The following is a 24,827-nucleotide window of genomic DNA, read 5'->3' on the forward strand; positions in this document are numbered from 1 at the left end:
ATACAAGATCACACACTACCCGTTAGACGGCAGTTGGGGTACCTAACGAAGCCCTACTAGGGAGCCCCTCGACTCAGGTCACGCTTCCCCGGGGTAGCGCACCCCGATCCGCTCCCGCACCCGGTCCAGCGTGCGCATCACCGCGAGGGTGCCGTCCAGCGGGACGAGCGGCGACTCGGTCTCGCCGGCCCGCAGGGCGCGCATGACCTCCACGGCCTCGTGCCGCATGGTCTGGCGCGGACCGTCGGCCGGGTCGAGGGCGAACTCCTCGGGGTCGCGGCCGTCGCGGTGCAGGACGAAGCGGTCGGGGTTGAAGAAGCCGGACGGCACGTCGATACGGCCCTGCGAGCCGGTCACCGACGCGGTGACGCCCGTACCGCCGACGACCGAGCAGTGCAGAGAGGCCAGCGCCCCGCTCTCCCACGTCAGCAAGGCGCCCGTCTGGAGGTCGACGCCCTCATCCGACAGCACCGCGCTCGCGGTGACGTCCGCCGGTTCGCCGAGCAGCAGGTGTGCGAACGACACCGGGTAGACACCGAGGTCGAGCAGCGCGCCGCCGCCCAGCGCGGGGTCGCGCAGCCGGTGTGCGGACGGGAAGGGGCCCTCGAGCCCGAAGTCGGCCTGGATCGTGCGCACTTCGCCGATCGCGCCGTCCTCGGTCAGCGACTTCAGGCGCCGGATCAGGGGGTTGCAGTACATCCACATCGCTTCCATCAGGAAGCTGTCGTGGTCCTTGGCCAGCGCGACCAGTTCCTCGGCCTCGCGCGAGTTCAGCGTGAACGCCTTCTCGCACAGCACGTTCCGCCCGGCCTCCAGACACAGACCGGCCGCCGCCCGGTGCGCCGAGTGCGGCGTGGCGACGTACACGACATCGATGTCCTCGTCCCGTGCCAGCGACTCCCAGTCGCCGTACGCCCGGCCTATCCCGAACCGCTTCGCGAACGCGTCCGCCGAGTCCTGGTTCCGCGATGCGACCGCCACGATCTCCGCGTCCGGCAGATCCACCAGATCCGCCGCGAACGCCGCCGCTATCCCGCCCGTCGCCAGGACACCCCACCGCATGCTCTGCTCCGCCATCCCGCCCGCCCTCGCTCATGTGCCCTCGGCACTGTGTACGAGCTGAGAGCATAGGTGTCGGTTCAACAAAACGGTCGAGAAGGGGAGGGGCACATGGCCGAGCACGTGGCGGCGCCGACACCGGAACGGGAGAAGGAATCGGCATCCCGGGGGGCCGCCGGCCGCGCGGCACGCCGTACCGGCGTCCTCGTCACCCTCGTCCTCGGCGGGCTCACCGCCACACCCCCGCTCGCGATGGACATGTACCTCCCGTCCCTGCCGGAGGTCACCCGCTCCCTGCACGCGCCCGCCGCGACCGTCCAGCTCACGCTCACCGCCTGTCTGGCCGGGATGGCGCTCGGGCAGCTGGTGGTCGGCCCGATGAGCGACCGCTGGGGCCGCCGCCGCCCGCTCCTGACCGGCCTCGCCGTCTACCTGCTCGCCACCGTCCTGTGCGCGCTGGCCCCGAACGTCGAGACCCTGGTCGCCTTCCGGCTGGCACAGGGCCTCGCGGGTGCGGCCGGCATCGTCATCGCGCGGGCCGTCGTACGCGACCTGTACGACGGGGTGGCGATGGCCCGCTTCTTCTCCACCCTGATGCTCATCTCCGGCGTCGCCCCGATCGTGGCCCCGCTGATCGGCGGGCAGCTCCTGCGGGTGACCGACTGGCGGGGCGTGTTCGTCGTCCTGACCGTCCTCGGGGCCGTCCTCGCGGCGGTCGTCTGGCTGCGGCTGCCCGAGACCCTGCCGCCCGCCGAACGCCACGTGGGCGGGGTCGGCGAGGCCCTGCGCGCCATGCGCGGCCTGCTCGCCGACCTGCCCTTCACCGGCTACATGCTCACGGGCGGCTTCGCCTTCGCCGCGCTGTTCGCCTACATCGCGGCCTCGCCGTTCGTGGTCCAGGAGATCTACGGCGCCTCCCCGCAGACCTTCAGCCTGCTGTTCGGGCTGAACTCGGTCGGACTGGTCGTCGCCGGGCAGGTCAACGGCAAGCTGCTGGTCGGGCGGGTGAGCCTGGACAAGGTGCTGGCCGCCGGGCTCGTGGTCACCGTGCTCGCCGCGACCGCCCTGCTGCTGATGGCCACCGGCGCCTTCGGGCATGTGGGCCTCGCGCCCGTCGCCGCCGCGCTGTTCGTGCTGGTGTCGGCGATGGGCGTCACCCTGCCCAACGCCCAGTCGCTCGCCCTGCTGCGCACCCGGCACGCGGCCGGCTCCGCCTCCGCGCTCCTCGGCACCTCCTCCTTCCTCGTCGGGGCGATCGCCTCCCCGCTCGTCGGTGTCGCCGGTGAGCACACCGCCGTACCGATGGCCGTCGTCCAACTGGCGGGATCGCTGGTGGCGCTGACCTGTTTCATGGGAATGTGCCGTTCCTGGAACACACGTACGAGTGCGGAGGGAGCAGGCAGCTGAGCGCACCGAGACTGCGCGTCGACACACCGGAGAGGGCCGGGCTCGATCCCACGGAACTGCGGCACCTGGTCCGCGAGGCGCACGACCTCACCACCGGTGAGCCCCCTTGGGCGCCGGGCGTCGTCGTGGTCGCCGGACGCGGGCCGGTGATCGCCGTGCAGGAGGCGGCCGGCTGGGCGGTGCGGTACGCCTCGTACGACCCCGAGACCGGTACCGGGGTCGAACTGCCGCGCGCGGCCCGGGTGCCGACGACCGTCGACACCCCCTTCGACCTGGCCTCCCTCACCAAGCTGTTCACGTCCGTGGCCGCCGTGCAGCAGATCGAGCGGCGCACGCTCGGCATCGACGCGCTCGTCGGCGACTACCTGCCGGAGTTCCGGGCGGCGGCCGTGCACGGCATCACCGTACGGCAGGTGCTTACCCACACCTCCGGACTGCGCGCCGAACTCCCGCTGTACGACTGCCGGGACGACGCGGAGCGGCTCGCGCTGCTGCGGTCCGAGGCGCCGACGAGGGAGCGGGGGACGTACCTCTACTCCGACCTGAACATGCTGCTGCTCCAGTTCGTCCTGGAACGCGCCACCGGCCGCACGCTCGATGTCCTCGTCCACGAGGGGATCACGCGGCCGCTCGGGATGACGGTGACCGGCTTCGGACCGTGCCCCGGCGCGGCCGCCACGGAGTGCCAGCGGCGGCCGTGGGCCAAGGCGGACCGCGGGATGCTGCGGGGTGTGGTCCACGACGAGAACGCGTGGGCGCTGGGCGGCGTCGCGGGTCACGCGGGCCTGTTCTCCACCGGCCGCGACCTCGCGGTCTTCTGCCGGGCCCTGCTCGGAGGCGGCGCGTACGGCCCCGCGCGCATCCTCGGCCCCGACTTCGTGGAACTGCTGCTGACCGCACCGGGCCTGGGCTTCGCCGTGGACCAGCCCTGGTTCATGGGCGAACTGGCGGGCGGGGGAGCGGCGGGCCACACGGGCTTCACGGGCACGTCCCTGGTTCTGGACCCGACGACGCAGACGTTCCTCGTCCTCCTGGCCAACACGGTGCATCCGGTGAGACGGCCGGCGGACAACCGGCCGAGGGCGGCACTGGCGACGAGACTGGCGCGGGCGGTGACGCCTTGCTGATGGGGCCGCCGACATCCGGGGTGCCGCCATGTGTCGTCGGGCGGCTGCGGCGTCGTCGTGGCTGGTCGCGCCCACGCGGCGGAGCCGCATATCGACGCAGCCCCGCGCCCCTTTGGGGCGCCACACCGCCCCGATATTAGAATCTTCGGGTGAACGACCCCGTACCGACGGCCGAGAACCTCCGCGCAGCCCTCTCCGGGCTGCTCGACGGGCTTCCGCCCAAGCAGGCCGCCGGAGCCGTCGAGAGGCTGATCGCCAACTACCGGGGCCGCACCCCGACCGACGCCCCGATCCTGCGGGACCGTGCCGACGTCGCCGCCTACGCCGCCTACCGCATGCCCGCGACCTTCGAGGCGGTGCGCGCGGCGCTGGACGCGTTCGCGGCGGCCGTGCCCGGGTGGGCGCCGGGCAGTCATGTGGACGTCGGCGGCGGGACCGGCGCGGCGACCTGGGCGGTCAGTGCCACCTGGGACGGCACCCGCCCGGTGACGGTGCTCGACTGGGCCGAGCCCGCGCTCGCTCTCGGCCGGGAGATCGCCGCCGCCAACCCGGCCCTGCACGGCGCCCGCTGGCAGCGCGCCCGGATCGGTGCGGCGCTCACTCTCGACGCCACCGACCTCGTCACGGTCTCCTACGTCCTCAACGAACTCGCCGAGCCCGACCGCGCCGCGCTCGTCGACGCCGCCGCGGCCGCCGCGCAGGCCGTCGTGATCGTCGAGGCCGGCACCCCCGACGGCTACGCCCGCGTCATCGAGGCCCGCGACCGGCTGGTCCGCGCCGGATTCCACGTCGCCGCCCCCTGCCCGCACAGCGCCGCCTGCCCGATCGTTCCCGGCACCGACTGGTGCCACTTCTCCGCGCGGGTCAGCCGCTCCTCCCTGCACCGGCAGGTCAAGGGCGGCTCACTGCCGTACGAGGACGAGAAGTTCAGCTATGTCGCCGCCACCCGCCTGCCGGTGACGCCGGCGCCCGCCCGCGTGGTCCGGCGCCCGCAGATCCGCAAGGGCCAGGTGCTCCTCGACCTGTGCGAGCCCGACGAGCAGCTGCGCCGCACGACGGTCACCAAACGCCACGGCGATCTGTACAAGGCCGCGCGGGACGCGGACTGGGGCGACCCCTGGCCGCCCGGGGACCCGGCCGCGTAGCTCCCACCACGTCTCCGTCACGAGACGCCCCGTCTCACCCCCCTGATAGCTTCGGCCCATGGTCGACAAGCCCGTCCCCGACGCCACCCGCCGCAGCGAGAAGTCCCGTCGTGCGATCCACGACGCCGCCCTCGCGCTCGTCGCCGAGGTCGGGTATCCGAAGACCACCGTCGAGGCGATCGCAGCCCGCGCCGGGGTCGGGAAGCAGACCATCTACCGCTGGTGGCCGTCCAAGGCGGACGTCCTGCTGGAGGCCTTCCTCGACCTGGGCGCGCAGACCGCCCGCGAGCTGGGCCAGGAGCCGTACGTGATCCCGGACACGGGGGATCTCGCCGTCGACCTCAAGGCCGTGCTGCGTGCCACGGTCGACGAGCTGCTCGACCCCCGCTTCGAGGCCCCGGCCCGCGCCCTGGCCGCCGAGGGGCTGGTCAACGAGCCGCTCGGCCGAGAGTTCGTGGCCAAGCTCCTCGAACCCCAGCTCCGGCTGTACGTCGACCGGCTGCGCTCCGCGCAGGATGCGGGGGACGTACGCCCCGACGTGGACCCTCGCATCGCCCTCGAACTCTTCGTCTCGCCCCTCGCCCAGCGCTGGCTGCAGCACACCGGACCGATCTCGTACGAGTACACCGACACCCTCGTCGACTACGCCCTGCACGGGCTGGCACCGCGCTGACCTCGCCCCCGGTGCGGGCCCGTGGTCGGTACGGGCGCAGGATGGTGGGACCATGGGAGACGGTGTTCGCACGACAGCGAGGCGAGGCGATAGATGAGCGCGACGTTCGGCGGCCGGAACGGCCGGCAGGGCAGACTCTCCCAGTGGCTGCGCGGACGCCGTCCACAGGAGGCCGCCGACGACGGCGGCCGTGAGGCCCTGCTGCTCGCCGCCGCCGAAGCGGGACTGCCCCTGGCGCCCGCCGCGCATCCCGCTCCCGGGTACCGCTGCTCCTGCGACCGCGTCGGCTGTCCCACCCCGGCCCGGCACCCGGTGTCGTTCGCCTGGCAGACGCAGTCCACCACCGACCGCGCCCAGATCGAGCGCTGGGCCCGCCACCAGCCGCAGGCCAACTTCATCACCGCGACCGGCATGACCCACGACGTCCTGGACGTCCCGCTGGAGGCCGGCCGCGAGGCCCTGGAGCAGCTCGACGCCGCCGGGGTCGAGACGGGACCCGTCGCCGAGAGCGACGACGGCCGCCTGCTGTTCTTCACCCTCACCCGGGGCACACCCGAGGACGAGGACGAGTGGTGGCCCTGCGAACTGGACTGCCACCCGGAGACCATGGACGAGCACCCCGGCCTGCGCTGGCACTGCCGCGGCTCGTACGTCCTCGTACCGCCCGCCCGGCTCCCCGGCGACGACGACCAGCGGGTGCGCTGGGTACGCGGCCCCGAGCACGCCCTGCCCGACCCGCTGAGCCTCCTCGAAGCGCTCACGGACGCCTGCGCCCGCCACGCCGGTGAGGAACCCGGCCACACACCGGCGGCCTGGCCCCTGCGCCACTGACGGCTATCCGCCCCGGGCGGCCGTGAGTCCCTGGATACGCCCCAGCATCGATATCTCGTCGGACCCGGAACCCGTGCCCCGCTTCGGGTCCAGGACGACCTCGTTGGAGACGAACTCCAGCGTCAGCGACTGCTTGATCTCGCCCTTCGTCAGGGCCTGCACGTCCTGGTTCGGGGTCGGCACGGAGGCGCCCGCGGCGGCGGTCTGTTTCGCGTAGTGATGCGTGGTGAAGAACACCAGCGCCCCGCCGTCCGCCGTGCGCAGCGCCAGCGGCGCGTAGTCGCCGTTCGTCAGCGGCTCGTCGATGTACTGCGTGGCCAGCCCCGGCCTGCTGGCGTCCTCGGTCCGCTGCGCGCGCCACCCGCTGGTGTGCGCTCCCTTCGCGAAGCCGCTGCCGCCGTTCTTCAGGTAGGTCGTGTAGCGCGCGCTCAAGTCCCGTGGCTGGATGGCCAGTTCGGGAGAGGCCGCGGGTACGGCCTCGGCCCAGCCGTCCTTGTCCTTCGTGAACTCGGGTACGGCGCCCGGGGCGACCAGCGTCAGATACGCCACCTGGAACGGCTCGGTCAGGCTGCCGCGGGTGAAGACGAGCAGCCAGCGCGCGTCGCCGCCCTTGTTGGCGTGGGCGTCGGCGAGGAACCAGCGCGGCCAGCCCGCCTTCTTGGGGATGGTGAACTTCGCGTCCGACAGTTTCAGCGGTTGGTGCGCGCTGTTGCCGCCGGGGTTGTTCGTGTGCCCGGCCTTCAGCCGGGCGCCGTCGATGTCGGCGAGGGCGCCGGTGACGTAGTCCTCGTCCAGGGAGCTGTCGTACGCCTTGTCGGCCGCGTTGTACGCGTCCGTGAACCGCTGAAGGGCCTTCGCGGCCTCGGCCCTGGTGGTGGCGGGGAGCACCTCGCGCTCCCCGTGCACCACCACACATCCGCTCGCCGTCAGTGACAAAGCGGTCATCGAGGCCGCTATCAGTGCGTTCCGATCACGCCGACGTAGCCTTCGAGGGCTGCGATCCCTGGTCATCAGGAGCCTTCACCTTCCCCTTCCCGGAGGCGAACCCTACCGGGGCGAAGAAGACGGCGAGCGTCGGGATCAAGTACAGCAGCCACACCGTGACCTGAAGGACCGTCGGGTCGGGCTGGAAGTTGAACACGCCCTTCAGGAGCGTGCCGTACCAGCTGTCCGGCGGGATCGTGTCGCTGATGTCGAAGGCCAGGGTGCGGATGCCCGGGACCCAGTTGGCCTCCTGCAGGTCGTGCAAGCCGTACGCCAGCACGCCCGCCGCCACGACGACCAGCATCCCGCCGGTCCACGTGAAGAACTTGGCCAGGTTGATCTTGAGCGCGCCCCGGTAGAACAGCCAGCCCAGCAGGACCGCGGTGGCCAGGCCCAGGGCGACGCCGATCAGCGGGCGCGGGGTGCCGTCGCTCGCCGCGTGCACGGACGCCCACACGAACAGCGCGGTCTCCAGACCCTCTCGGCCCACGGCGAGGAACGCGGTGGCGACCAGCGCGCCCGTGCCCATCGCCAGCGCGGCGTCCAGCTTGCCGTGCAGCTCGGACTTCAGGTGCCGGGCGGTGCGCCGCATCCAGAACACCATCCAGGTCACCAGGCCGACCGCGACGATCGACAGCGAGCCGCCGAGTGCCTCCTGCGCCTCGAACGTCAGCTCCTGGGAGCCGAATTCGAGGGCGCAGCCGAAGCCCATCGCGATGGCGATCGCGATGCCGATGCCGATCCAGATGGGCCTGATGGCGTCTCTGCGGTTCGTCTTGACCAGATAGGCGATCAGGATGCAGACGACGAGGCTGGCTTCCAGCCCCTCGCGCAGGCCGATCAGGTAGTTGGAGAACACGGGCTACGCCTCCTCGGACATCAGCGTGCGCCCCCACCAGTCGTCCTTGTCGCGGACGCCGGGCGGGACGGCGAACACGGCCGAACCCACGTGCTGGATGTACTCGTTGAGCGCGTCCTTGGCGGACAGCTGCCGCTGGAGCGGGATGAAGCCCTTGCGGACGTCGCGCTGGTAGGCCAGGAAGAACAGGCCCGCGTCGAGCCGGCCGAGGCCGTCCGTGCCGTCGGTGAAGGAGTAGCCCCGGCGCAGGATCGTGATGCCGTTGTTGGAGTCGGGGTGCGCGAGCCGCACGTGCGCGTCCGGCTTCATCGCCTTGAGGAACGGCTCGTCGTGCTCCTTGGCCTTGCCGACCGGGGCGCCCTCGCCCTTGTCGCGGCCGAAGACGTCCTCCTGCTCCTGCAGCGAGGTCCGGTCCCAGGTCTCGATGTTCATCCGGATGCGCCGGGCGACCAGATACGAACCACCGGTCATCCAGGCCGAGTTCGCGCCCGCGTCGCCGTCGCCGACCCACACGAACTTGTCCAGCCGGTCCGTCTCGGTGCCCGCGATGTTGCGGGTGCCGTCCTTGAACCCCATGAGGTTGCGCGGGGTCTGGGCGTCCGGTGTCGTCGACGAGGTCTTGCCGAAGCCGAGCTGGGACCAGCGGATGGCGACCTCGCCGAAGCCGATGCGGGCCAGGTTGCGGATGGCGTGCACGGCGACCTGTGGGTCGTCCGCGCAGGCCTGGATGCACAGATCGCCGCCGGTGCGGGTCCGGTCGAGGTTGTCGCCGGGGAACCTGGGCAGGTCGACCAGAGCCTCGGGCCGCTTGTCCGCGAGGCCGAACTTCTCGAACAGGGACAGTCCGAAGCCGATCGTCAGCGTCAGCCGCGACGGCTTGAGCCCGAGGGCCTCACCGGTGTCGTCCGGCGGTGCCTCGGCGAGCCCGCCGTACGCGCCCTCGCCGACCGCCTGCCCGGCGGTCATCCGGCGCGCGGCGGCCGTCCAGTCCTTCAGCAACTGCACGAACGCGGCGCGGTCGTCGGTCTTCACGTCGAACGCGGCGAAATGCAGCCGGTCCTGCACCGGGGTGGCGATGCCCGCCTGGTGGGCGCCGTGGAACTCCACCGCGCCGCCCGTCTCGGCGGCGGCCGGGTCCACGTCGTTGCCGGCCTCGGTCATCGCGACCGCCCCGCTGGCCACGGCGGCACCGAGCGCGAGCCCGGCCCCGCCCCAGCCGATCAGCGTGCGGCGCGAGGGCGAACCGCTTGTGTGGGTCTCGGTCATGGTGGTGGCCCTACTTCGTGACGACGGCGGCGGCGAGCTTGGACAGCGGCTCGGCGAGCGCGTTGACCGCGTCCGACAGCTCCTTGCGCTGGTCCTCGGTGACCTTGTCGTACGAGACGAACTCGTACGAGTTCTTGTCCGAGCGGTACTTGTCGAGCAGCGTGTCGAGCGCGCCGAACTGCTTGTCCAGCTCGGTGGTCAGCGCCGAGTCGTTCTTCGAGGCGACCGGCTTCAGCAGCTCGTACGCCTTCTGGGCGCCCTCGACGTTGCCCTTGAAGTCGACCAGGTCGGTGTGCGAGTAGCGGTCCTCCTCGCCGGTGACCTTGCCGGTGGCGACCTCGTCCAGCAGCTCCTTGGCGCCGTTGGCCATGGAGGTCGGGGTGATCTCGGCCTTGCCGACCCGCCCCTGCCAGTCCTTCAGGTCCGTCAACAGCTGGTCGGCGAGGGTCTTCTCCTCGGCGCCGATCTTCTTTTCCTGCCAGAGGGACTTCTCCAGGCGGTGCCAGCCGGTCCACTTCTGGCCGTCCTCCAGGCCGTCCTCGCGGACGTCGACCTTGGGGTCGATGTCACCGAAGGACTCGGCGACCGGCTCGGTGCGTTCCCAGCCCAGGCGCGAGGGTGCGTAGGCCTTCTTGGCGGCCTCCAGGTCGCCGTCCTTGATCGCCTTCACGAAGGTCTCGACGAGCGGCAGCGTGGCGTCGGCCTGCTCCTGCGCGTACTCGCGGTAGTCGGCGACGGCCTTGTCCAGCTGCGGGTCACGCTTGGCGGCGGCCGAGCCGCCGGTGACGGTCAGCTTCTGCCGTACGCCGTGGCCCTTCATGCCGGGCACGCAGGCGATCTCGTACGACCCGGCCTTCACCTCGGCGGTCAGCGTGTACTTGGTGCCCGGGCCGATGTTCTCCTTCTCGGAGACGATCCGGTCGTCCGGGAAGAGGATCTCGACCTCGGTGGCCTTCGAGCCCTTGTTCTCGATCTTCAGCGTGACCTGGCCGGCCGGGACGGACTTGGCGGACGTTTCGCACGTCGAGTCGGCGGCGGTGACCTGGATGGCGTCGCCGTCCTTGGCGTCGCTCTTGGCCGTGCATGCGGAGAGGGCGGTCAGGGCAGCCACCGTGGCGGCGGCGGTGACGGTGAGTCGGACGGCTCGCATGCATGCTCCAAGCGGGAACGGTCTGGTGAGGCTCACCTAACTTATCTGAGGCTAGCCTCACCTATACCCACCGGGTTCGTGATTCAGCTCTCACGAAAAGATCACAGGCACGGCTTGATCGCGACGGCTCAAAACAGACGCCAAGGACAGGTCAAGGGATGGTCAAGAGATGCGTCTCGGGGAGACCATGACGGCCCCGGTGCGCGGCTGCGGATACGCCTCGACCGGTTGGTCGTTCACCTCCGGCACCGCCGCCGCGATGTTTGAATGCCCGCGTGACTGACTACGACGTACTGCGCGTCTTCTGCGCACCGAACGGCGGCTACGGCAATGAGCTCGGCGTCGTCCGCGACGGCTCGGTGCTGCCCGAGCGGGACGCGCGACAGGAGTTCGCGGCGAAACTCGGCTTCAGCGAGACCGTGTTCGTTGACGACCCCGAGCGCGGCGTGATCGACATCTACACGCCCACCCTGCGTCTGCCCTTCGCCGGTCACCCCTGCGTCGGCACGGCCTGGCTCCTCGACGTGCCGGAACTGGTCACGGCCGCCGGTGTCGTCGGGGCCCGCCTCGACGGTGAGTTCAGCTGGATCGAGGCCCGCCCGGAGTGGGCCCCGCCGCGCACCCTGCGCCAGTACCCGACGGCGGCCGAGGTCGACGCGCTGCCGGTGCCGCCGCAGGGCGAGTGGGTGTACGCCTGGGCCTGGGAGGACGAGGCCGCGGGCCGCGTCCGTGCCCGGGCCTTCCCCGGCCGCGACGACGGCATCGACGAGGACGAGGCCACGGGCGCGGCGGCCCTGCTCCTCACGGACCGCCTGGGCCGCGCGCTCAACATCCGGCAGGGCAAGGGCTCCCAGCTGCTCACGGCGCCGCAGCCGGAGGGGTGGGTGGAGGTCGGGGGACGCGTGGTGCTGGAGCGCCGGCCGGAACGCTAGGCGCTCAGCGGGAACTCGTCGCCCAGGGCGCGGAAGACCCCGGTGTTCAAGGCGAACGCGGTCCTGCACTCGGCGACGATCCGATGCTTCTCCAGGTCGTCCGCCCTGATCCCGTCCAGCAGCTCCCGGTAACCCCGCTTGAACGCGGCGGGGTTGGGGATCTCCTCGAACACGTAGAACCGGACCCCGTCGCCCTTGTTCACGAAGCCCCATGTGCGTTCCGCGCGGTCCCGGATGACCTGCCCGCCCGAGAGATCGCCGAGGTAGCGGGTGTAGTGGTGCGCGACGTATCCGGCGGGCCAGCGCTCCGCGCACTCCCGCACCCGTTCCGCGTACGCCTCGGTGGCCGGCAGGGCGCTCAGTCCCGCCCGCCAGTCCGGGCCCCGCAGATGTGCCAGGTCGCGCTCCAGCGAGGCCAGTCGGTACAGCTCGGGCCGCACGAAGGGGCCGGCCACCGGGTCCGCCGCCAGCCGCGCGGTCCCGGCCTCCAGGGCCTCGTACACGAACCACAGCTGTTCCGTGTAGCGCGCGTACGCGGCCACGCCGTGGCGGCCGCCGAGCAGGTCGCTCATGAACGTCGAGGTCTCCGCCGCCCTGTGCTGTTCGTGGGAGGCGGTGCGGATGAGGGTCGAGAACGGCTCCATGGGCTCTCCTCGGTTTACCGACGTGATGTCGGCAAGTTTACCGACAATGTGTCGGCAAGGTGTCGCGGGCATGGGGAAGGCCCGCCCTCCGGGGAGAGCGGGCCCTTGCCATGCCCGGGCGAGCGCGGCGCTACGGCAGCGTGAGGATCTCCGCGCCCGTCTCCGTCACCACCAGCGTGTGCTCGAACTGGGCCGTCCGCCTGCGGTCCTTGGTCACGACCGTCCAGCCGTCGTCCCACATGTCGTACTCGTACGTCCCCAGGGTCAGCATCGGCTCGATCGTGAACGTCATCCCGGGCTGCATCACGGTCGTCGCGTGCGGGCTGTCGTAGTGCGGGATGATCAGCCCGGAGTGGAACGACGCGTTGATGCCGTGCCCGGTGAAGTCCCGGACCACGCCGTAGCCGAAGCGCTTGGCGTACGACTCGATGACCCGGCCGATGACGTTGATCTGCCGGCCCGGCCGGACCGCCTTGATCGCGCGGTTCAGGGACTCCCGGGTCCGCTCGACCAGCAGCCGCGACTCCTCGTCCACTTCTCCGACCAGGTACGTCGCGTTGTTGTCGCCGTGCACCCCGCCGATGTACGCCGTGACGTCCAGATTCACGATGTCGCCGTCCCGCAGCACCGTCGAGTCCGGGATGCCGTGGCAGATGACCTCGTTGATGCTGGTGCACAGGGACTTGGGGAAGCCGCGGTAGCCGAGCGTGGACGGGTAGGCGCCGTGGTCGATCATGTAGTCGTGGGCGACCTTGTCCAGCTGGTCCGTGGTGACCCCCGGCGCGATGATCTTCGCCGCCTCGGCCATCGCTTGTGCGGCGATCCGCCCGGCGACCCGCATCGCCTCGATCGTCTCGGGCGTCTGCACCTCCGGACCGGTGTACGGGGTCGGCGCGGGCTTGCCGACGTACTCGGGTCGGCGGATGTTTCCGGGTACCGAACGGGTGGGAGACAGCTCCCCTGGTACGAGCAGCGACTGGCCAGACATGCCAGCGAGTCTAACCAGCCGGGCATGGGGGAACATGACGTTGGCGAGAGGAGCGGATCATGCCCTTGTTCAAGAAGCGGACGGTCGGCAAGCCGGGCGAGTGGTACTACTGCCTGGAACACAAGAAGGTCGAGGAGGGCCCGGAGTGCCCGGCCAAGGACCGCTTCGGGCCGTACGCCACCCGTGAGGAGGCCGAGCACGCGATGCAGACCGCCCGCGAGCGCAACCTCGAGTGGGAGAACGACCCGCGCTGGCACGACGCGGCCGCACGGGACTCCGACGACGAGTGACGGCGGCCGGCGGCGCCCGGCGCCGATCGGGCCGGCCCGATCAGCCAGGCACGGCCTCCGTGGCCGCCGCGCGCCGCTCCCGCAGCCGTACCGCGTGCTCGTCGGTCCGCGCGTCGTACGTCATCAGCTTCGGCAGGCACAGCGCCAGCAGTCCCACCGCGCCCGCGCACAGCAGCCCGCCGGACCAGACGGAGGCCCGCACGCCGAACCACGCCGCGAAGCCGCCCGACCGGACCTGGCCGAGCTGGGGGCCGGCCGAGTACGACAGCAGCTCGATCCCGGCGAGCCGCCCGCGCAGCTCGTCCGGGACCGTCTGGTTCCACATGGCGGCCCGGAAGATTCCGCTGACCATGTCGAAGCCGCCCGCCAAGGTCAGGAAGAGCAGCACCAGCCAGACGTTCCCGACGGCGCCCGCCGCGGCCACCGACAACCCCCACAGCACGGCCGAGACGGCGACCAGGGCCCCGTGCCGGTGGACCCGCGAGGCCCAGCCGCTGGTCAGGCTCACCAGCAGGGACCCGGCCGGCAGGGCGGCGTACATCAGGCCCAGCGACCACTCGGCGCGCAGTTCGTCCGCGAGGAACGGCAGCACCGCCAGCGGCATCGCGAGCAGCATCGCCGCGATGTCGACGACGTACGTGCCGAGCAGCTCCTTGCGGCCCCAGGCGTACCGGGTGCCTTCGAGGATCGCGCCGAGCGACGGTTTCGCCGCCTCGTGGGAGGCGGGGGAGGGCGCGATGCCGACGATCAGGACGACCGACACGGCGAAGGTCGGCAGATCGGCCGCGTACGCCCAGCCGAGGCCCGCGTACGCCACCACGACACCGGCGACGGCCGGGCCCGCCACGCCGCCGACCGTCCAGCGCAGGGAGTTCAGCGCCGCCGCGGCGGGCAGCTGTTCGTGCGGCACGATCCGCGGCCACAGCGAGTCGAGCGCGGGACGCTGGACCGCGCCGACGGCAGAGCTGAGGGCGGCGACGATGTACAGCGGCCAGACGAGCGGGCGCGGCAGCAGCGCGTTCAGGAGCAGGACGGCGCTCAGCAGGCCCTGCCCGGCCTCCGTCCACACGATCAGCTTGCGCTTGTCGAGCGCGTCGGCGAGCGCGCCGCCGTAGAGCCCGAACACGATCAGCGGGATCAGCTCCACGGCCCCGATCGCGCCGACCGCCGCGGCCGACCCGGTCAGCTCCTTCATCTGCACCGGCAGCGCGACCAACGTCAGAAAGCTGCCGAAGTTGGTGACGAGCCCCGAGACCCACAGCTTCCGGAAGTCACCGGAGGCTCGCCAGGGGGCCAGGTCGGGAAGGAGAGCACGGGACGTCACGAGGGTTCATGGTCGGGAGGGGGGAGGGGCGGGGCAACTGCATTTCCCGTGAGTACGCGTGGTCGGGGGTGCGCGGCCGAAGCTCCGTCCCGGTCACCAGACTCCCGGCGGGGGAGAGGTCAGCTGGTCGGCGAGCCTCGACAGCCGGTCCCGGAAGCTCCACCGGCCCCGCGGGGCCGGCACCGCGTTCTCCCCGGCCGCCGCGCTCACCAGGTGCTGCACGGTGTCCAGGTCCAGCTCGGCGCCCTCCGGCACGGCCAGCGTCTCGTGCGCCATCGTGCCGAGATCGCCGTCGGTCGCGCCCAGGGCCAGCACCGTCACCCCGGCCCGCCGTGCGTCATGCACCCGTTCGAGGAGCGGCTCCGGTTCCTCGGGGGCCACGACCACCAGCGTCTCGCCGCGCCGGGCCGCCCCGAGCCGGCCGGGCCCGACCGCCAGATGGGCCGGATCCGAGGGGCGCGCGTCGTGCCGTACGAGAGTCGGTGCCAGCTCCGGTGTGCCCGACCACGCGGCCTCGTCGACCAGATGCGCCGCCAGGTGCCACGGCTCGTACTCCGGCGTGCCCACGAGCAGCAGCCCGCCCCCGTGCGCCACCACGGACCCGCGCAGCACCCCCGCGAACCGCCGCGTGGCCCCCAACCACTCGGTCCCGGCGAGCACTTCGCGCAGCAACGCGACCCGTACGGCATCCATACGACCGCATATTGCCGCAACCGGCCACTCGTGACGCGGAGTTCACCCCGAATTCGTCCGGCACGGGGAGGGACAGCAGTCACTTGGGACCTATGAGCATCCGAGACCGATCAGGACCGATGAGGAGAGTCGCACCATGACCGACGTGTCCGTCCCCTTCCGTGCGGGCCACGAGGGGTACGCCAGTTACCGGATCCCGGCGGTCGTCGCCTCGCACGCCGGTACCCTGCTCGCCTTCTGCGAGGGGCGGGTCGACTCCGCCGAGGATCACGGCCGTATCGACGTCGTGCTGCGCCGCTCCACCGACGGCGGCCGTAGCTGGGGCCCGCTCCAGGTCGCCGCGTCCGGTGCCCCCGACCTCGCCGGGAACCCCGCCCCCGTCGTCCTCGACACCGGCCGGATCCTGCTCGTCCACGTCCGCGCTGCCGGCCACGCCACCGAGGCCGCCATCCTGCGCGGCGAGGTCGGGGACGCCGACGGCCGCCGGGTGTGGGTGTGCCACAGTGACGACGACGGTCTCACCTGGTCCGCACCGAGCGAGATCACCGAGTCGGTGAAGCGGCCCGGCTGGCGCTGGTACGCCACCACCCCCGGCCATACGCTCCAGTTGCGCACCGGCCGCGTCGTCGTCCCCGGCAACCACTCCGTGCCGCCCAACGGCACCGACACCGGCGCCGAACCCCACCACCACGGCGGCCACTGTCTGCTCAGCGACGACCGCGGCGAGACCTGGTACCTCGGCTACGTCGACGACAGCACCGACGGATACGTCAACGTCAACGAGACCACTGCCGCCGAACTCCCCGACGGCCGTGTCTACTTCAACACCCGCACCGACTCACGGTCCCCCGGCAACCGGGCCGACGCCCACTCGGCGGACGGCGGCCGGACGCTGGTCAAGCCCTTCCGCCCGCAGGCCGGCCTCGACGCCCCGGTCTGCCAGGCGAGCGTCCTCCAGCTCCGCGACCCCGACGTGCTGCTGTACTCCGGTCCCGGCCACCCCCGCTTCCGCGCCCTGATGACGATCCGCGCCTCCACCGACGGCGGCACCACCTGGCGTCCGGTGCACACGGCAGACGGCCTGCCCGCCGCCTACTCGGATCTCGCCCGGGTGGACGCGGACACCGTCGGACTCCTGTACGAGACCGGCGACTTCGGCGCCTACGAGACCGTCACCTTCCGCCGTGTGCCCGTGGCGTACCTCACCTGAGCGGACTGGGGAGCGGACGTAGGCTCGCCCCATGACCTCTAGTGACAGTGCACAGCAGCCCGCGAAGGCCCCCGCCAAGGACCCCTGGGACCTGCCCGACGTCTCCGGACTCGTCGTGGGCGTGCTGGGCGGCACCGGCCCGCAGGGCAAGGGCCTCGCCTACCGGCTGGCCCGGGCCGGCCAGAAGGTGCTCATCGGCTCCCGGGCCGCCGAGCGGGCGCAGGCCGCCGCCGAGGAGACCGGCCACGGCGTCGAGGGGTACGACAACGCCGAGACCGCGCGCCGCAGCGACCTGGTGATCGTCGCCGTGCCCTGGGACGGGCACGGCAAGACGCTGGAGTCCCTGCGCGAGGAACTGGCGGGCAAGATCGTCGTGGACTGCGTCAACCCGCTCGGCTTCGACAAGAAGGGCGCCTACGCGATCAAGCCGGAGGAGGGCAGCGCGGCGGAGCAGGCCGCGGCCCTGCTGCCGGACTCGCGGGTGACCGCCGCCTTCCACCATCTGTCGGCCGTCCTCCTCCAGGACCCGGAGATCGAGGAGATCGACACCGACGTCATGGTCCTGGGCGAGGAGCGCGCCGACGTGGAGACCGTCCAGGCGCTGGCCGGACGCATCCCGGGCATGCGCGGCATCTTCGCCGGCCGGCTGCGCAACGCGCACCAGGTGGAGTCGCTGGTCGCGAACCTGATCTCCGTCAACCGCCGCTACAAGGCACACGCCGGGCTCCGCGTCACGGACGTATGACCCCATGGGGGACACTGGTGACCGCAAGCCAAGCAGCAGTGTCCCCCGACAGGAGCCGACCGACATGCCCCGCCTCGCCCTCTACTCAATGGCTGTCTGCGTCCTCGCGCTCGCCGCGGCCGTCGTCTCGTTCGTCCAGGGCAGCTGGCTCGGTATCGTGTGGGTGCTGCTCGCGGGGCTGTCGTCCAACATGGCGTGGTACTACGTCAAGCTCGGCCGGGGCGCCTACCAGAACCGGTAGAGCTGCCGCCCGAGGGCCGTCTCGAGCTCGCTCACCCCGAGGCCCCGCAGGATCGCGTCGATCAGGTCGAAGAACGCGATGTTGACCGACGGCAGCCACAGCAGCGCGAACACGAACAGCAGGCCGAACGGCGCGAACGGCTCGACCTGGCGCTTCACCTTGTACGACAGCCACGGCTCGAGCACGCCGTAACCGTCCAGGCCCGGGACCGGCAGGAAGTTCAGGACCGCCGCCGTGACCTGGAGCAGGGCGAGGAAGGCGAGCGCGAACCGGAACTGCAGCGGCACTCCGTCCAGCGCGTGCAGCCAGAACGGCGCGGTGCACACGGCGGCGAACAGCACGTTCGTCAGGGGCCCCGCAGCCGAGATCAGACTGTGCCGCCAGCGCCCCTGGATGCGACCGCGCTCGATGAACACCGCGCCGCCCGGCAGACCGATTCCGCCCATGATCAGGAAGATCACGGGGAGCACGATGCTGAGCAGGGCGTGCGTGTACTTCAGCGGGTTCAGCGTGAGATAGCCCTTGGCGCCGACCGTGATGTCCCCGCTGTGCAGGGCGGTGCGCGCGTGCGCGTACTCGTGCAGACACAGCGATACGATCCAGGCGGCCGTCACGAACAGGAACACGGCGATCTCCGGCCGCGCGGCGAACCCGGTCCAGGTGGCCCACCCCGCGACGGCGGTGACCGCCAGGATCCCGATGAACACGGGACTGATCCGGCTGTCGCCCTGGCGGCGGGTGGTGGCGGTGGTCATGGGGCGGGCTCCTGTGGGTGGGACGCGGACTGCGTGCCCGACCGTACCGGGCGCACGCTGAAAACGTCTCGCGGCCGGCGTTCGGTTCCTAGGAGGGTGGGGGTGTGGGACGCCTCGCCGCGCAACCCCGTGACCCGTCACGACACCACCGGAGACAATGGACCCCGTGCGCTATCGCATTCTCGGCACCACCCAGGCACTGCGCCCCGACGGCACGGCCGTTCCCGTGGGCGGGGCACGGCTGCGTGCCCTGCTGACCGTGCTGGCCCTCAGGCCCGGCCGGGCCGTGCCGGTGGGGCTGCTGGTCGACGAGGTGTGGGGCGCGGACACCCCCGTCGACGCGACCGCCGCGCTCCAGGCCTTGGTCGGACGGCTGCGCCGGGCTGTCGGCGCCGACGCCGTCGCCTCCACGGAGGGCGGCTACCGGCTCACCGTCCTCCCGGACGACATCGACCTGCACCGCTTCGAGCGGCTGACCGGCGAGGGCCTGCGCGCCCTGGCCGACGGGGACCCCGCGAAGGCCGCCACCGTCCTCGACGACGCCCTCGCCCTCTGGCACGGTCCCGCCCTCGCCGACCTGCCCGACCGCACGGCCGAGGCCGCCCGCCTGGACACGCGCCGCCTCGATGCCCTGCGCGCCCGGCACACCGCCGCGCTCGCCCTCGGCCACGCCGAACAGGCCCTGCCCGAACTCACCGCTCTGTGCGACAGCCACCCCCTGGACGAACCCCTCCAGACCCTGCGCCTGCGCGCCCTGCGCGACGCGGGCCGCACGGCGGAGGCCCTGGCCGCCTACGAGGACGTACGCCGCCTGCTCGCGGACCGGCTCGGCGTGGACCCGGGGCAGGAACTGCGCTCTCTGCACGCGGAGTTGCTCACCTCCGCCGCTGACCCTGCCGCCCGGCCCCGGCCCGAGCCCGGAGCCGCTGCCCGGCCCACCAACCTCCGCGCCCGCCTCACCTCCTTCGTGGGCCGGGAGGCCGACATGGAGGCCATCCGGGAGGATCTGGTCGCCGCCCGGCTCGTCACTCTGCTCGGGCCCGGCGGTGCCGGGAAGACGCGGCTGTCGCAGGAGGTCGCCGAGGGGGTGCGGGACGTCGCCAGGGACGGGGTGTGGCTGGCCGAGCTGGCGCCCGTCGACGACCCCGAGGCCGTACCCGAGGCCGTGCTCACCGCGATCGGCGCCCGGGAGACCGTGCTGCACGGCGCCGGCGCCGAGGGCATGCGTGCCGTCTCCGACCGCTACGACGACCCCGTGGAGCGGCTCGTCGAGCACTGCGCCCGGCGCCGCATGCTGATCGTCCTCGACAACTGCGAGCACGTCGTGGACGCGGCGGCTCATCTGGTGGAGCGGCTCCTGGAGCGCTGCCCCGGCCTCACGGTGCTGGCCACGAGCCGCGAACCCCTCGGCGTACCGGGGGAGTTGCTGCGCCCGGTGGAGCCGCTGCCCGAGCCGTTCGCGCTGCGGCTGCTCGCAGACCGGGGCGCGGCGGCGCGGCCCGGTTTCCGGATCGAGGCCGACGAGGAGACCGCCGCGGCCTGCGCCGAGATCTGCCGTCGGCTCGACGGACTTCCCCTCGGCATCGAGCTGGCCGCCGCCCGGCTACGCATGCTGACGCCGCGTCAGATCGCCGACCGGCTCGACGACCGCTTCCGGCTGCTCACCTCCGGCAGCCGCACCGTCCTGCCCCGCCAGCAGACCCTGCGCGCCGTCGTCGACTGGTCCTGGGACCTGCTCGACGAGGACGAACGGGACGTCCTGAGCCGGCTGTCGGTCTTCGCGGGCGGCTGCGACCTCCCCGCCGCCGAGGCCGTCTGTGGCCCGGTCGCCCTCGACACGCTCGGCTCCCTCGTCGACAAGTCCCTCGTCGTGGCCGCCCCCGCCGCCGACGGCGCCATGCGCTACCGGCTCCTGGAGACCGTCGCCGAATACGCCGCCGATCGCCTCGACGAGTCCGGGCAGCGCACGGCGGCCGACCGCGCCCACCTGACGTACTTCCGCGAACTCGCCCGCACCACCGACCCGTTGCTGCGCGGTCCCGGCCAGCTCGCCGCCGTCGAACGGCTCCAGGTGGAGTACGAGAACCTGCGTACCGCCCTGCGGCACGCCGTCGCCCAGCGCGACGAACAGGAGGCGCTGTCCCTGGTCCTCTCCCTCGTCAGGTACTGGCAGATGCGCGACCTGCGCATCGAGGCCCGCAACTGGTGCCGGGAGGCGATGTCCCTCGGCCCGGACCCCTTCACCGAGCCGGTCCGCCGCGCCGAGCCGGTGTGGCAGCGCTGCACCGACACCCCGCCCCCGCTCACCGGCGAACTCCTCACCGAGGCCCGGCGCGATGTCCATCTCGCCCATCTCGCCTGCATGGACACCGAGATGGAGCTGTGGCAGACCCCCGAGGCGCAGACCAAGCTCCGGGTCATCGCCCAGGTGTACGAGCCGGGAATGCCGCAGACCTGCCGGTCCCCGGGCCTGGTCTGGTTCTTCGCCGTCATGCTCACCGGCGGCTCGGAGCGGCTGCACGAGATCCTCGACGCCTGTGTCGAGACCTGCCGCAACACCCCCGGCTACGAGTGGGAGCTGGCCGACTGTCTGCAACTGCGCGCCAACCTCCTCGCCAACCGCACCGCCTGGGCAGGTGACGCGACCCGCGACGCCGACGAGGCGCTGGAGATCTTCACCCGCCTCGGTGACGAGTGGGGGACGGCCGAGGCGCTCTCCGCGCGCGGTGAGTCGCGTGAACGCAAGGGCGAGTACCAGCAGGCCGCCGCCGACTACCGAGCCGCCATGGACCACGCCGAACGCCTCGGCGCCCGCGCCCAGCTGGCCGTGCTCGGCGCCCGCCTCGGCGCCGTGCTCCTCGAGGCCGGCGAGGGCGAGCGCGGCGAGCGCCTGCTGCGCGAGGTCCTCGCCGCCAACGACGGCACGCACAACGAGGGCACGCCCGCCGCCCGGCTGTTCCTGGCCTGCTGGCTCTCCCTGACCGGCCGGCTCTCCGATGCGCGCGAACAACTCCGGCTGCTGCGCGAGGAGTTCAAGATCGCGCACTTCATCGTCTTCGACGCGATGATCATCGCCCAGGAAGCGCTGGTGGAGGCCCTCGACGGGCGTAACGAGGACGCCGTGGACCGGATCCGCACGGCGCTGCGGTACGCCGGCGACCCGCTGTCCCAGGCCATCACCCCGCACCTGAACTCCATCTGTCTGACTGTCGCCGCGTCGGCCCTGGCCGGCCTCGACGGCGCGGCCCGCGCCGCCGACGCCGCGCGCTGCCTGGGCGCCGCCGAGGCCCTGCGGCCGCCCGGCCACGTCGTCTCCACCATCGAACGCCGGGTGTGGGACCGGGCCGAGACCCGGGTGCGGGCCGTGCTCGACGGCGCCGCGTACGACGCCGCGTACGCCGAGGGCGGTGGCCTCTCCCTCGCGGAGGCCACCGCCCTGGTCTGAATCACGGAGCGCCGAACGTCAGCTCTTGGTACGGAACTTGTGGATCGCCACGGGAGCCATCACCGCGGTGATCGCCACCGACCAGCCCACCGTCACCCACAGATCGTGGGCCACCGGGCCGCCCACCATGAGCCCACGGGCCGCGTCCGCGAGCGTGGACAGCGGGTTGTAGTCGGTGAAGTGCTGCAGCCAGCTCGGCATCGAGTTCGTCGGCGCGAAGATCGACGAGCCGAACTGCAGCGGGAACAGCACCAGGAAGCCCATCGCCTGCACGGACTGCGCGTTCTTCAGGACGACGCCGAGGGTGAGGAACACCCACATGATCGACGAGGCGAACAGCCCGGACAGGCCCACCGTCGCGAACAGGCCCGGCCAGTTGGTGATGTCGAAGCCGACCAGCACGGCGACCACCATCAGCACGGCCGTCGCGAACAGCATCCGTGCCAGCTCGACGGCGATCTTCGCGAACAGCACCGAGCCGCGCCCGATCGGCAGCGACCGGAAGCGGTCCATGACACCGCTGTTGAAGTCCTGGCTGAAGCCGGTGCCGACGCCCTGGGACAGCGTCATGCTCATCATCGCCAGCATGCCGGGGATGACGTACTGCACGTACTGGTTCTGACCGCCGCCCAGCGCCTGGCCGATCGAGCCGCCGAAGACGTACACGAACAGCAGGGTGAACACGATCGGCATCAGCAGCGCGTCGAACATCGACTCCGGGTCCTGGCGGATCCACAGCAGATTGCGGCGGATGAGCGCACCGGTGTGGCGCAGATGCCCGCGCAGCGGGATACGGGCGTCGGTGGGAGTCACGGCGGTGGCGCTCATACGGCGACCTCTTCGAGGGTGTCGATGGTGGGCGTGGCGTCCTGCGGGGCACTGGCCCGGTGGCCGGTGAGGGACAGGAACACCTCGTCCAGGCTGGGCAGTTCGGTGGTGATCGAGGAGATGGTGATGCCGTGCGCGGTGACAGCGCCGACCACCGCGGTCAGCTGCTCGTCGCTGAGCACCGGCACCAGCAGGGTGCCGGTGTCCGTGTCCACGGTCGTGGCGGCGAGCCCGGTGATGCCCAGGTCGTCCAGCATCGTGGCGAGCGGGCGCAGCTCCAGCGGATCGGTGGGCCGTACCCGCAGCGTGCGCCCGCCGACCTTTGCCTTCAGCTCCTCGATACGGCCGCCCGCGATGACCTTGCCTCGGTCGACGACGGTCAGCTCGGAGGCGAGCTGTTCGGCCTCCTCCATGTACTGAGTGGTCAGCAGGACGGTGACCCCGTCCCCGACCATGGCCTTGACCTCGTCCCACACCTCGTTGCGGGTGCGCGGGTCGAGACCGGTGGTCGGCTCGTCCAGGAACAGCACCTGGGGCCGGCCGATCATGGAGGCGGCCAGGTCGAGCCGTCGCCGCATGCCGCCGGAGTACGTGGACGCCGGGCGCCGCGCGGCCTCGGTCAGCGAGAACCGCTCCAGCAGTTCGTCGGCCCGGGCGCGGGCCTCCTTGCGCGGCAGGTCGAGCAGCCGCCCGATCAGGTACAGGTTCTCCCAGCCCGGGAGCTTCTCGTCGACCGACGCGTACTGCCCGGTGAGGCCGATCACCCGGCGCAGCTGCCTGGGCTGCCGTACGACGTCGTATCCGGCCACGGTCGCCTGTCCGGCGTCCGGGGCGAGGAGGGTGGACAGGATGCGTACGAGGGTGGTCTTGCCGGCACCGTTCGGCCCGAGCACACCCATCACGGTGCCCTCGCGCACGTCCAGATCGACACCGTCCAGTGCCTTGGTCTCGCCGTAGTGCTTGACCAGCCCCCGCACGGTCACTGCGTGGCTCGTGCCGCCTGGGTTGTTGTCGGTTCGCGTCATGGGCAAGACGGTGCCACCCCCCACCGACAAACCACCGACAACGGGCCTACAAGCTGCCGACGGGTCCCCGACGAGCACCGCAACTGTCGATCGAGAAACCGCGACTGCGAGCAACCGCCTCCGCGAGAGCGGCGCCGGTTCAGGCGCAAAAAAGGGGGACGGCCCGTCGACGGGGGAAGATCGGCGGGCCGTCCGTGGTGTTTCCGCAGTGGCTCAGGGAGCCGGCAGGCTCAGTGGACCGAGTGTTCCTCCAGCGGGAACGTCCCGCCCACGACGTCCTCCGCGAAGGCCTTCGCCGCGTTGCCCATGACCTCGCGCAGGTCGGCGTACTTCTTCACGAACTTGGGGACACGCCCCGAGGTCAGACCCATCATGTCGGTCCACACCAGCACCTGCGCGTCCGTCTGCGGACCCGCGCCGATGCCGACCGTCGGGATGTGCAGCACGCGCGTCACCTCGGCAGCCAGCTCCGCCGGCACCAGCTCGAGGACGACGGCGAACGCGCCCGCGTCCTGCACGGCCTTCGCGTCGCGCAGCAGCTGCTGGGCCGCCTCCTCGCCACGCCCCTGGACCCGGTAGCCCATGGCGTTGACGGACTGCGGGGTCAGGCCGATGTGGGCCATCACCGGGATGCCGGACTCGACCAGCAGCCGGATCTGGTCGTGCGAGCGCTCGCCGCCCTCCAGCTTCACGGCGCCGACGCCGGCCTCCTTGACCATCCGGGTCGCCGAGCGCAGCGCCTGCACGGGGCCCTCCTGGTAGGAGCCGAAGGGCAGGTCGGCGACGATCAGCGCGCGCTGCGTGCCGCGCACGACCGCCGCCGACAGCATGGTCATCTCGTCGAGGGTGACGGGTACCGTCGTCTCGTACCCGAGGTGGCAGTTGCCCGCCGAGTCGCCGACCAGCATCACCGGGATCCCGGCCTCGTCGAAGACGGACGCGGTCATCGCGTCGTACGCGGTGAGTATGGGCCACTTCTCGCCCCGCTCCTTGGCGAGGGCGATGTCGCGGACGGTGATGCGGCGCGTGCCCTTGCCCCCGTACAGCGCCTTGCTGCCGTCGGAGGGCTTCGTCCGGGCAGCCGAAAGCTGCGTCATTGCAACGGCTCCTTCAGGTCATCTCGAGGCGCCCTGACGGCGTCCCCGGATCCCCACCATGGTGGCACCTCGTGCCGGTCGGGGCCAGAGGACCCCCGTGTGATCCAGT

The 24,827-nt window shown here is 71.9% G+C and carries 24 protein-coding genes; 11 read left to right on the forward strand and 13 right to left on the reverse strand.

The annotated features are described in order from the left end of the window. Positions 1 to 78: 78 nt before the first annotated feature. Positions 79 to 1,077, reverse strand: coding sequence for a Gfo/Idh/MocA family protein (locus IEZ19_RS39875; RefSeq protein ID WP_189316295.1), 999 nt, complete (start codon positions 1,075 to 1,077; stop codon positions 79 to 81). A 93-nt stretch (positions 1,078 to 1,170) separates the two neighbouring features. Between IEZ19_RS39875 and IEZ19_RS39880 the strand changes: the two genes are divergently transcribed. The 5 genes from IEZ19_RS39880 (at position 1,171) to IEZ19_RS39900 (ending at position 6,242) form a co-directional block, all read left to right on the forward strand. Next, the gene (locus IEZ19_RS39880; protein ID WP_189316296.1) at positions 1,171 to 2,466 is read left to right on the forward strand and encodes a multidrug effflux MFS transporter; all 1,296 of its coding nucleotides are present in this window, start codon (positions 1,171 to 1,173) and stop codon (positions 2,464 to 2,466) included. Then, entirely contained in the window at positions 2,418 to 3,593 is a 1,176-nt protein-coding gene (locus IEZ19_RS39885) for a serine hydrolase domain-containing protein (protein ID WP_189316297.1), read from the forward strand. Before IEZ19_RS39880 ends, IEZ19_RS39885 begins: the two co-directional genes overlap by 49 nt. A gap of 149 nt (positions 3,594 to 3,742) precedes the next feature. Continuing rightward, positions 3,743 to 4,738, forward strand: a complete 996-nt coding sequence (locus IEZ19_RS39890) for a small ribosomal subunit Rsm22 family protein (protein ID WP_189316298.1) — start codon at positions 3,743 to 3,745, stop codon at positions 4,736 to 4,738. Between the two features lie 58 nt (positions 4,739 to 4,796). Continuing rightward, entirely contained in the window at positions 4,797 to 5,411 is a 615-nt protein-coding gene (locus IEZ19_RS39895; protein WP_189316299.1) for a TetR/AcrR family transcriptional regulator, read from the forward strand. Between the two features lie 93 nt (positions 5,412 to 5,504). Then, complete coding sequence (locus IEZ19_RS39900; protein ID WP_189316300.1) at positions 5,505 to 6,242, forward strand: bifunctional DNA primase/polymerase; 738 nt, start codon at positions 5,505 to 5,507, stop codon at positions 6,240 to 6,242. Positions 6,243 to 6,245: 3 nt separating this feature from the next. Here the strand turns inward: IEZ19_RS39900 and IEZ19_RS39905 are convergent, their stop codons facing one another. From IEZ19_RS39905 to efeO, 4 genes are read right to left on the reverse strand one after another with little or no spacing between them, the layout of a single operon-like run. Then, a complete protein-coding gene (locus IEZ19_RS39905; protein ID WP_189316301.1) occupies positions 6,246 to 7,253 on the reverse strand; it encodes an SCO2278 family lipoprotein in 1,008 nt (335 codons plus the stop codon). Continuing rightward, positions 7,213 to 8,085 (reverse strand): iron uptake transporter permease EfeU, encoded by an 873-nt coding sequence (efeU, locus tag IEZ19_RS39910; protein WP_189316302.1) that lies wholly within the window; start codon positions 8,083 to 8,085, stop codon positions 7,213 to 7,215. Before efeU ends, IEZ19_RS39905 begins: the two co-directional genes overlap by 41 nt. A 3-nt stretch (positions 8,086 to 8,088) precedes the next feature. Further along, complete coding sequence (gene efeB / locus IEZ19_RS39915; RefSeq protein WP_189316303.1) at positions 8,089 to 9,351, reverse strand: iron uptake transporter deferrochelatase/peroxidase subunit; 1,263 nt, start codon at positions 9,349 to 9,351, stop codon at positions 8,089 to 8,091. A gap of 10 nt (positions 9,352 to 9,361) precedes the next feature. Next, entirely contained in the window at positions 9,362 to 10,501 is a 1,140-nt protein-coding gene (gene efeO, locus IEZ19_RS39920; RefSeq protein WP_189316304.1) for an iron uptake system protein EfeO, read from the reverse strand. 275 nt (positions 10,502 to 10,776) lie between these two features. On the opposite strand from efeO, the gene IEZ19_RS39925 reads away from it, so the two are divergent. Continuing rightward, positions 10,777 to 11,433: a PhzF family phenazine biosynthesis protein gene (locus tag IEZ19_RS39925; RefSeq protein WP_189316305.1), complete on the forward strand. Its 657-nt coding sequence runs from the start codon at positions 10,777 to 10,779 to the stop codon at positions 11,431 to 11,433. Here IEZ19_RS39925 and IEZ19_RS39930 read toward each other — a convergent pair. Next, positions 11,430 to 12,077: a biliverdin-producing heme oxygenase gene (locus tag IEZ19_RS39930; protein WP_189316306.1), complete on the reverse strand. Its 648-nt coding sequence runs from the start codon at positions 12,075 to 12,077 to the stop codon at positions 11,430 to 11,432. The two genes, IEZ19_RS39925 and IEZ19_RS39930, sit on opposite strands and share 4 nt — an antisense overlap. Before the next feature lie 130 nt (positions 12,078 to 12,207). Next, complete coding sequence (map, locus tag IEZ19_RS39935) at positions 12,208 to 13,065, reverse strand: type I methionyl aminopeptidase (RefSeq protein WP_189316307.1); 858 nt, start codon at positions 13,063 to 13,065, stop codon at positions 12,208 to 12,210. A 59-nt stretch (positions 13,066 to 13,124) separates the two neighbouring features. Here map and IEZ19_RS39940 point away from each other — a divergent pair, with 59 nt between their 5' ends. Continuing rightward, positions 13,125 to 13,355 carry a hypothetical protein gene (locus IEZ19_RS39940; RefSeq protein WP_189316308.1) on the forward strand — a complete coding sequence of 77 codons (231 nt, stop codon included), beginning with the start codon at positions 13,125 to 13,127 and terminating at the stop codon, positions 13,353 to 13,355. Positions 13,356 to 13,395: 40 nt separating this feature from the next. On the opposite strand, the gene IEZ19_RS39945 is transcribed toward IEZ19_RS39940, so the two are convergent. Both IEZ19_RS39945 and IEZ19_RS39950 read right to left on the reverse strand, forming a co-directional pair. Further along, a complete protein-coding gene (locus IEZ19_RS39945) occupies positions 13,396 to 14,679 on the reverse strand; it encodes an MFS transporter (protein ID WP_189316309.1) in 1,284 nt (427 codons plus the stop codon). A 93-nt stretch (positions 14,680 to 14,772) separates the two neighbouring features. Then, the gene (locus IEZ19_RS39950) at positions 14,773 to 15,372 is read right to left on the reverse strand and encodes a hypothetical protein (protein ID WP_189316310.1); all 600 of its coding nucleotides are present in this window, start codon (positions 15,370 to 15,372) and stop codon (positions 14,773 to 14,775) included. A gap of 136 nt (positions 15,373 to 15,508) precedes the next feature. On the opposite strand from IEZ19_RS39950, the gene IEZ19_RS39955 reads away from it, so the two are divergent. The 3 genes from IEZ19_RS39955 to IEZ19_RS39965 are packed head-to-tail and all read left to right on the forward strand — an operon-like array spanning position 15,509 to position 17,568. Continuing rightward, complete coding sequence (locus tag IEZ19_RS39955) at positions 15,509 to 16,582, forward strand: sialidase family protein (RefSeq protein ID WP_189316311.1); 1,074 nt, start codon at positions 15,509 to 15,511, stop codon at positions 16,580 to 16,582. A gap of 31 nt (positions 16,583 to 16,613) precedes the next feature. Further along, positions 16,614 to 17,327, forward strand: a complete 714-nt coding sequence (npdG, locus tag IEZ19_RS39960) for an NADPH-dependent F420 reductase (RefSeq protein WP_189316312.1) — start codon at positions 16,614 to 16,616, stop codon at positions 17,325 to 17,327. Between the two features lie 4 nt (positions 17,328 to 17,331). Beyond that, positions 17,332 to 17,568, forward strand: a complete 237-nt coding sequence (locus IEZ19_RS39965; RefSeq protein WP_189316313.1) for a hypothetical protein — start codon at positions 17,332 to 17,334, stop codon at positions 17,566 to 17,568. Here the strand turns inward: IEZ19_RS39965 and IEZ19_RS39970 are convergent. Beyond that, the gene (locus IEZ19_RS39970) at positions 17,553 to 18,323 is read right to left on the reverse strand and encodes a site-2 protease family protein (RefSeq protein ID WP_189316314.1); all 771 of its coding nucleotides are present in this window, start codon (positions 18,321 to 18,323) and stop codon (positions 17,553 to 17,555) included. The genes IEZ19_RS39965 and IEZ19_RS39970 overlap by 16 nt on opposite strands. Positions 18,324 to 18,480: 157 nt before the next feature. Here IEZ19_RS39970 and IEZ19_RS39975 point away from each other — a divergent pair, with 157 nt between their 5' ends. Beyond that, positions 18,481 to 21,768: an AfsR/SARP family transcriptional regulator gene (locus IEZ19_RS39975; protein ID WP_189316315.1), complete on the forward strand. Its 3,288-nt coding sequence runs from the start codon at positions 18,481 to 18,483 to the stop codon at positions 21,766 to 21,768. A gap of 18 nt (positions 21,769 to 21,786) precedes the next feature. Here IEZ19_RS39975 and IEZ19_RS39980 read toward each other — a convergent pair whose 3' ends face one another. From IEZ19_RS39980 to panB, 3 genes are all read right to left on the reverse strand, one after another. Then, positions 21,787 to 22,596 (reverse strand): ABC transporter permease, encoded by an 810-nt coding sequence (locus IEZ19_RS39980; RefSeq protein ID WP_189316316.1) that lies wholly within the window; start codon positions 22,594 to 22,596, stop codon positions 21,787 to 21,789. Beyond that, complete coding sequence (locus IEZ19_RS39985) at positions 22,593 to 23,621, reverse strand: ATP-binding cassette domain-containing protein (RefSeq protein WP_189316317.1); 1,029 nt, start codon at positions 23,619 to 23,621, stop codon at positions 22,593 to 22,595. Before IEZ19_RS39985 ends, IEZ19_RS39980 begins: the two co-directional genes overlap by 4 nt. Positions 23,622 to 23,851: 230 nt before the next feature. Then, a complete protein-coding gene (panB, locus tag IEZ19_RS39990; RefSeq protein WP_189316318.1) occupies positions 23,852 to 24,718 on the reverse strand; it encodes a 3-methyl-2-oxobutanoate hydroxymethyltransferase in 867 nt (288 codons plus the stop codon). Between the last annotated feature and the right edge of the window lie 109 nt (positions 24,719 to 24,827).

It is taken from the genome of Streptomyces brasiliensis (genome assembly GCF_014647875.1).
Classification (GTDB): domain Bacteria; phylum Actinomycetota; class Actinomycetes; order Streptomycetales; family Streptomycetaceae; genus Streptomyces; species Streptomyces brasiliensis.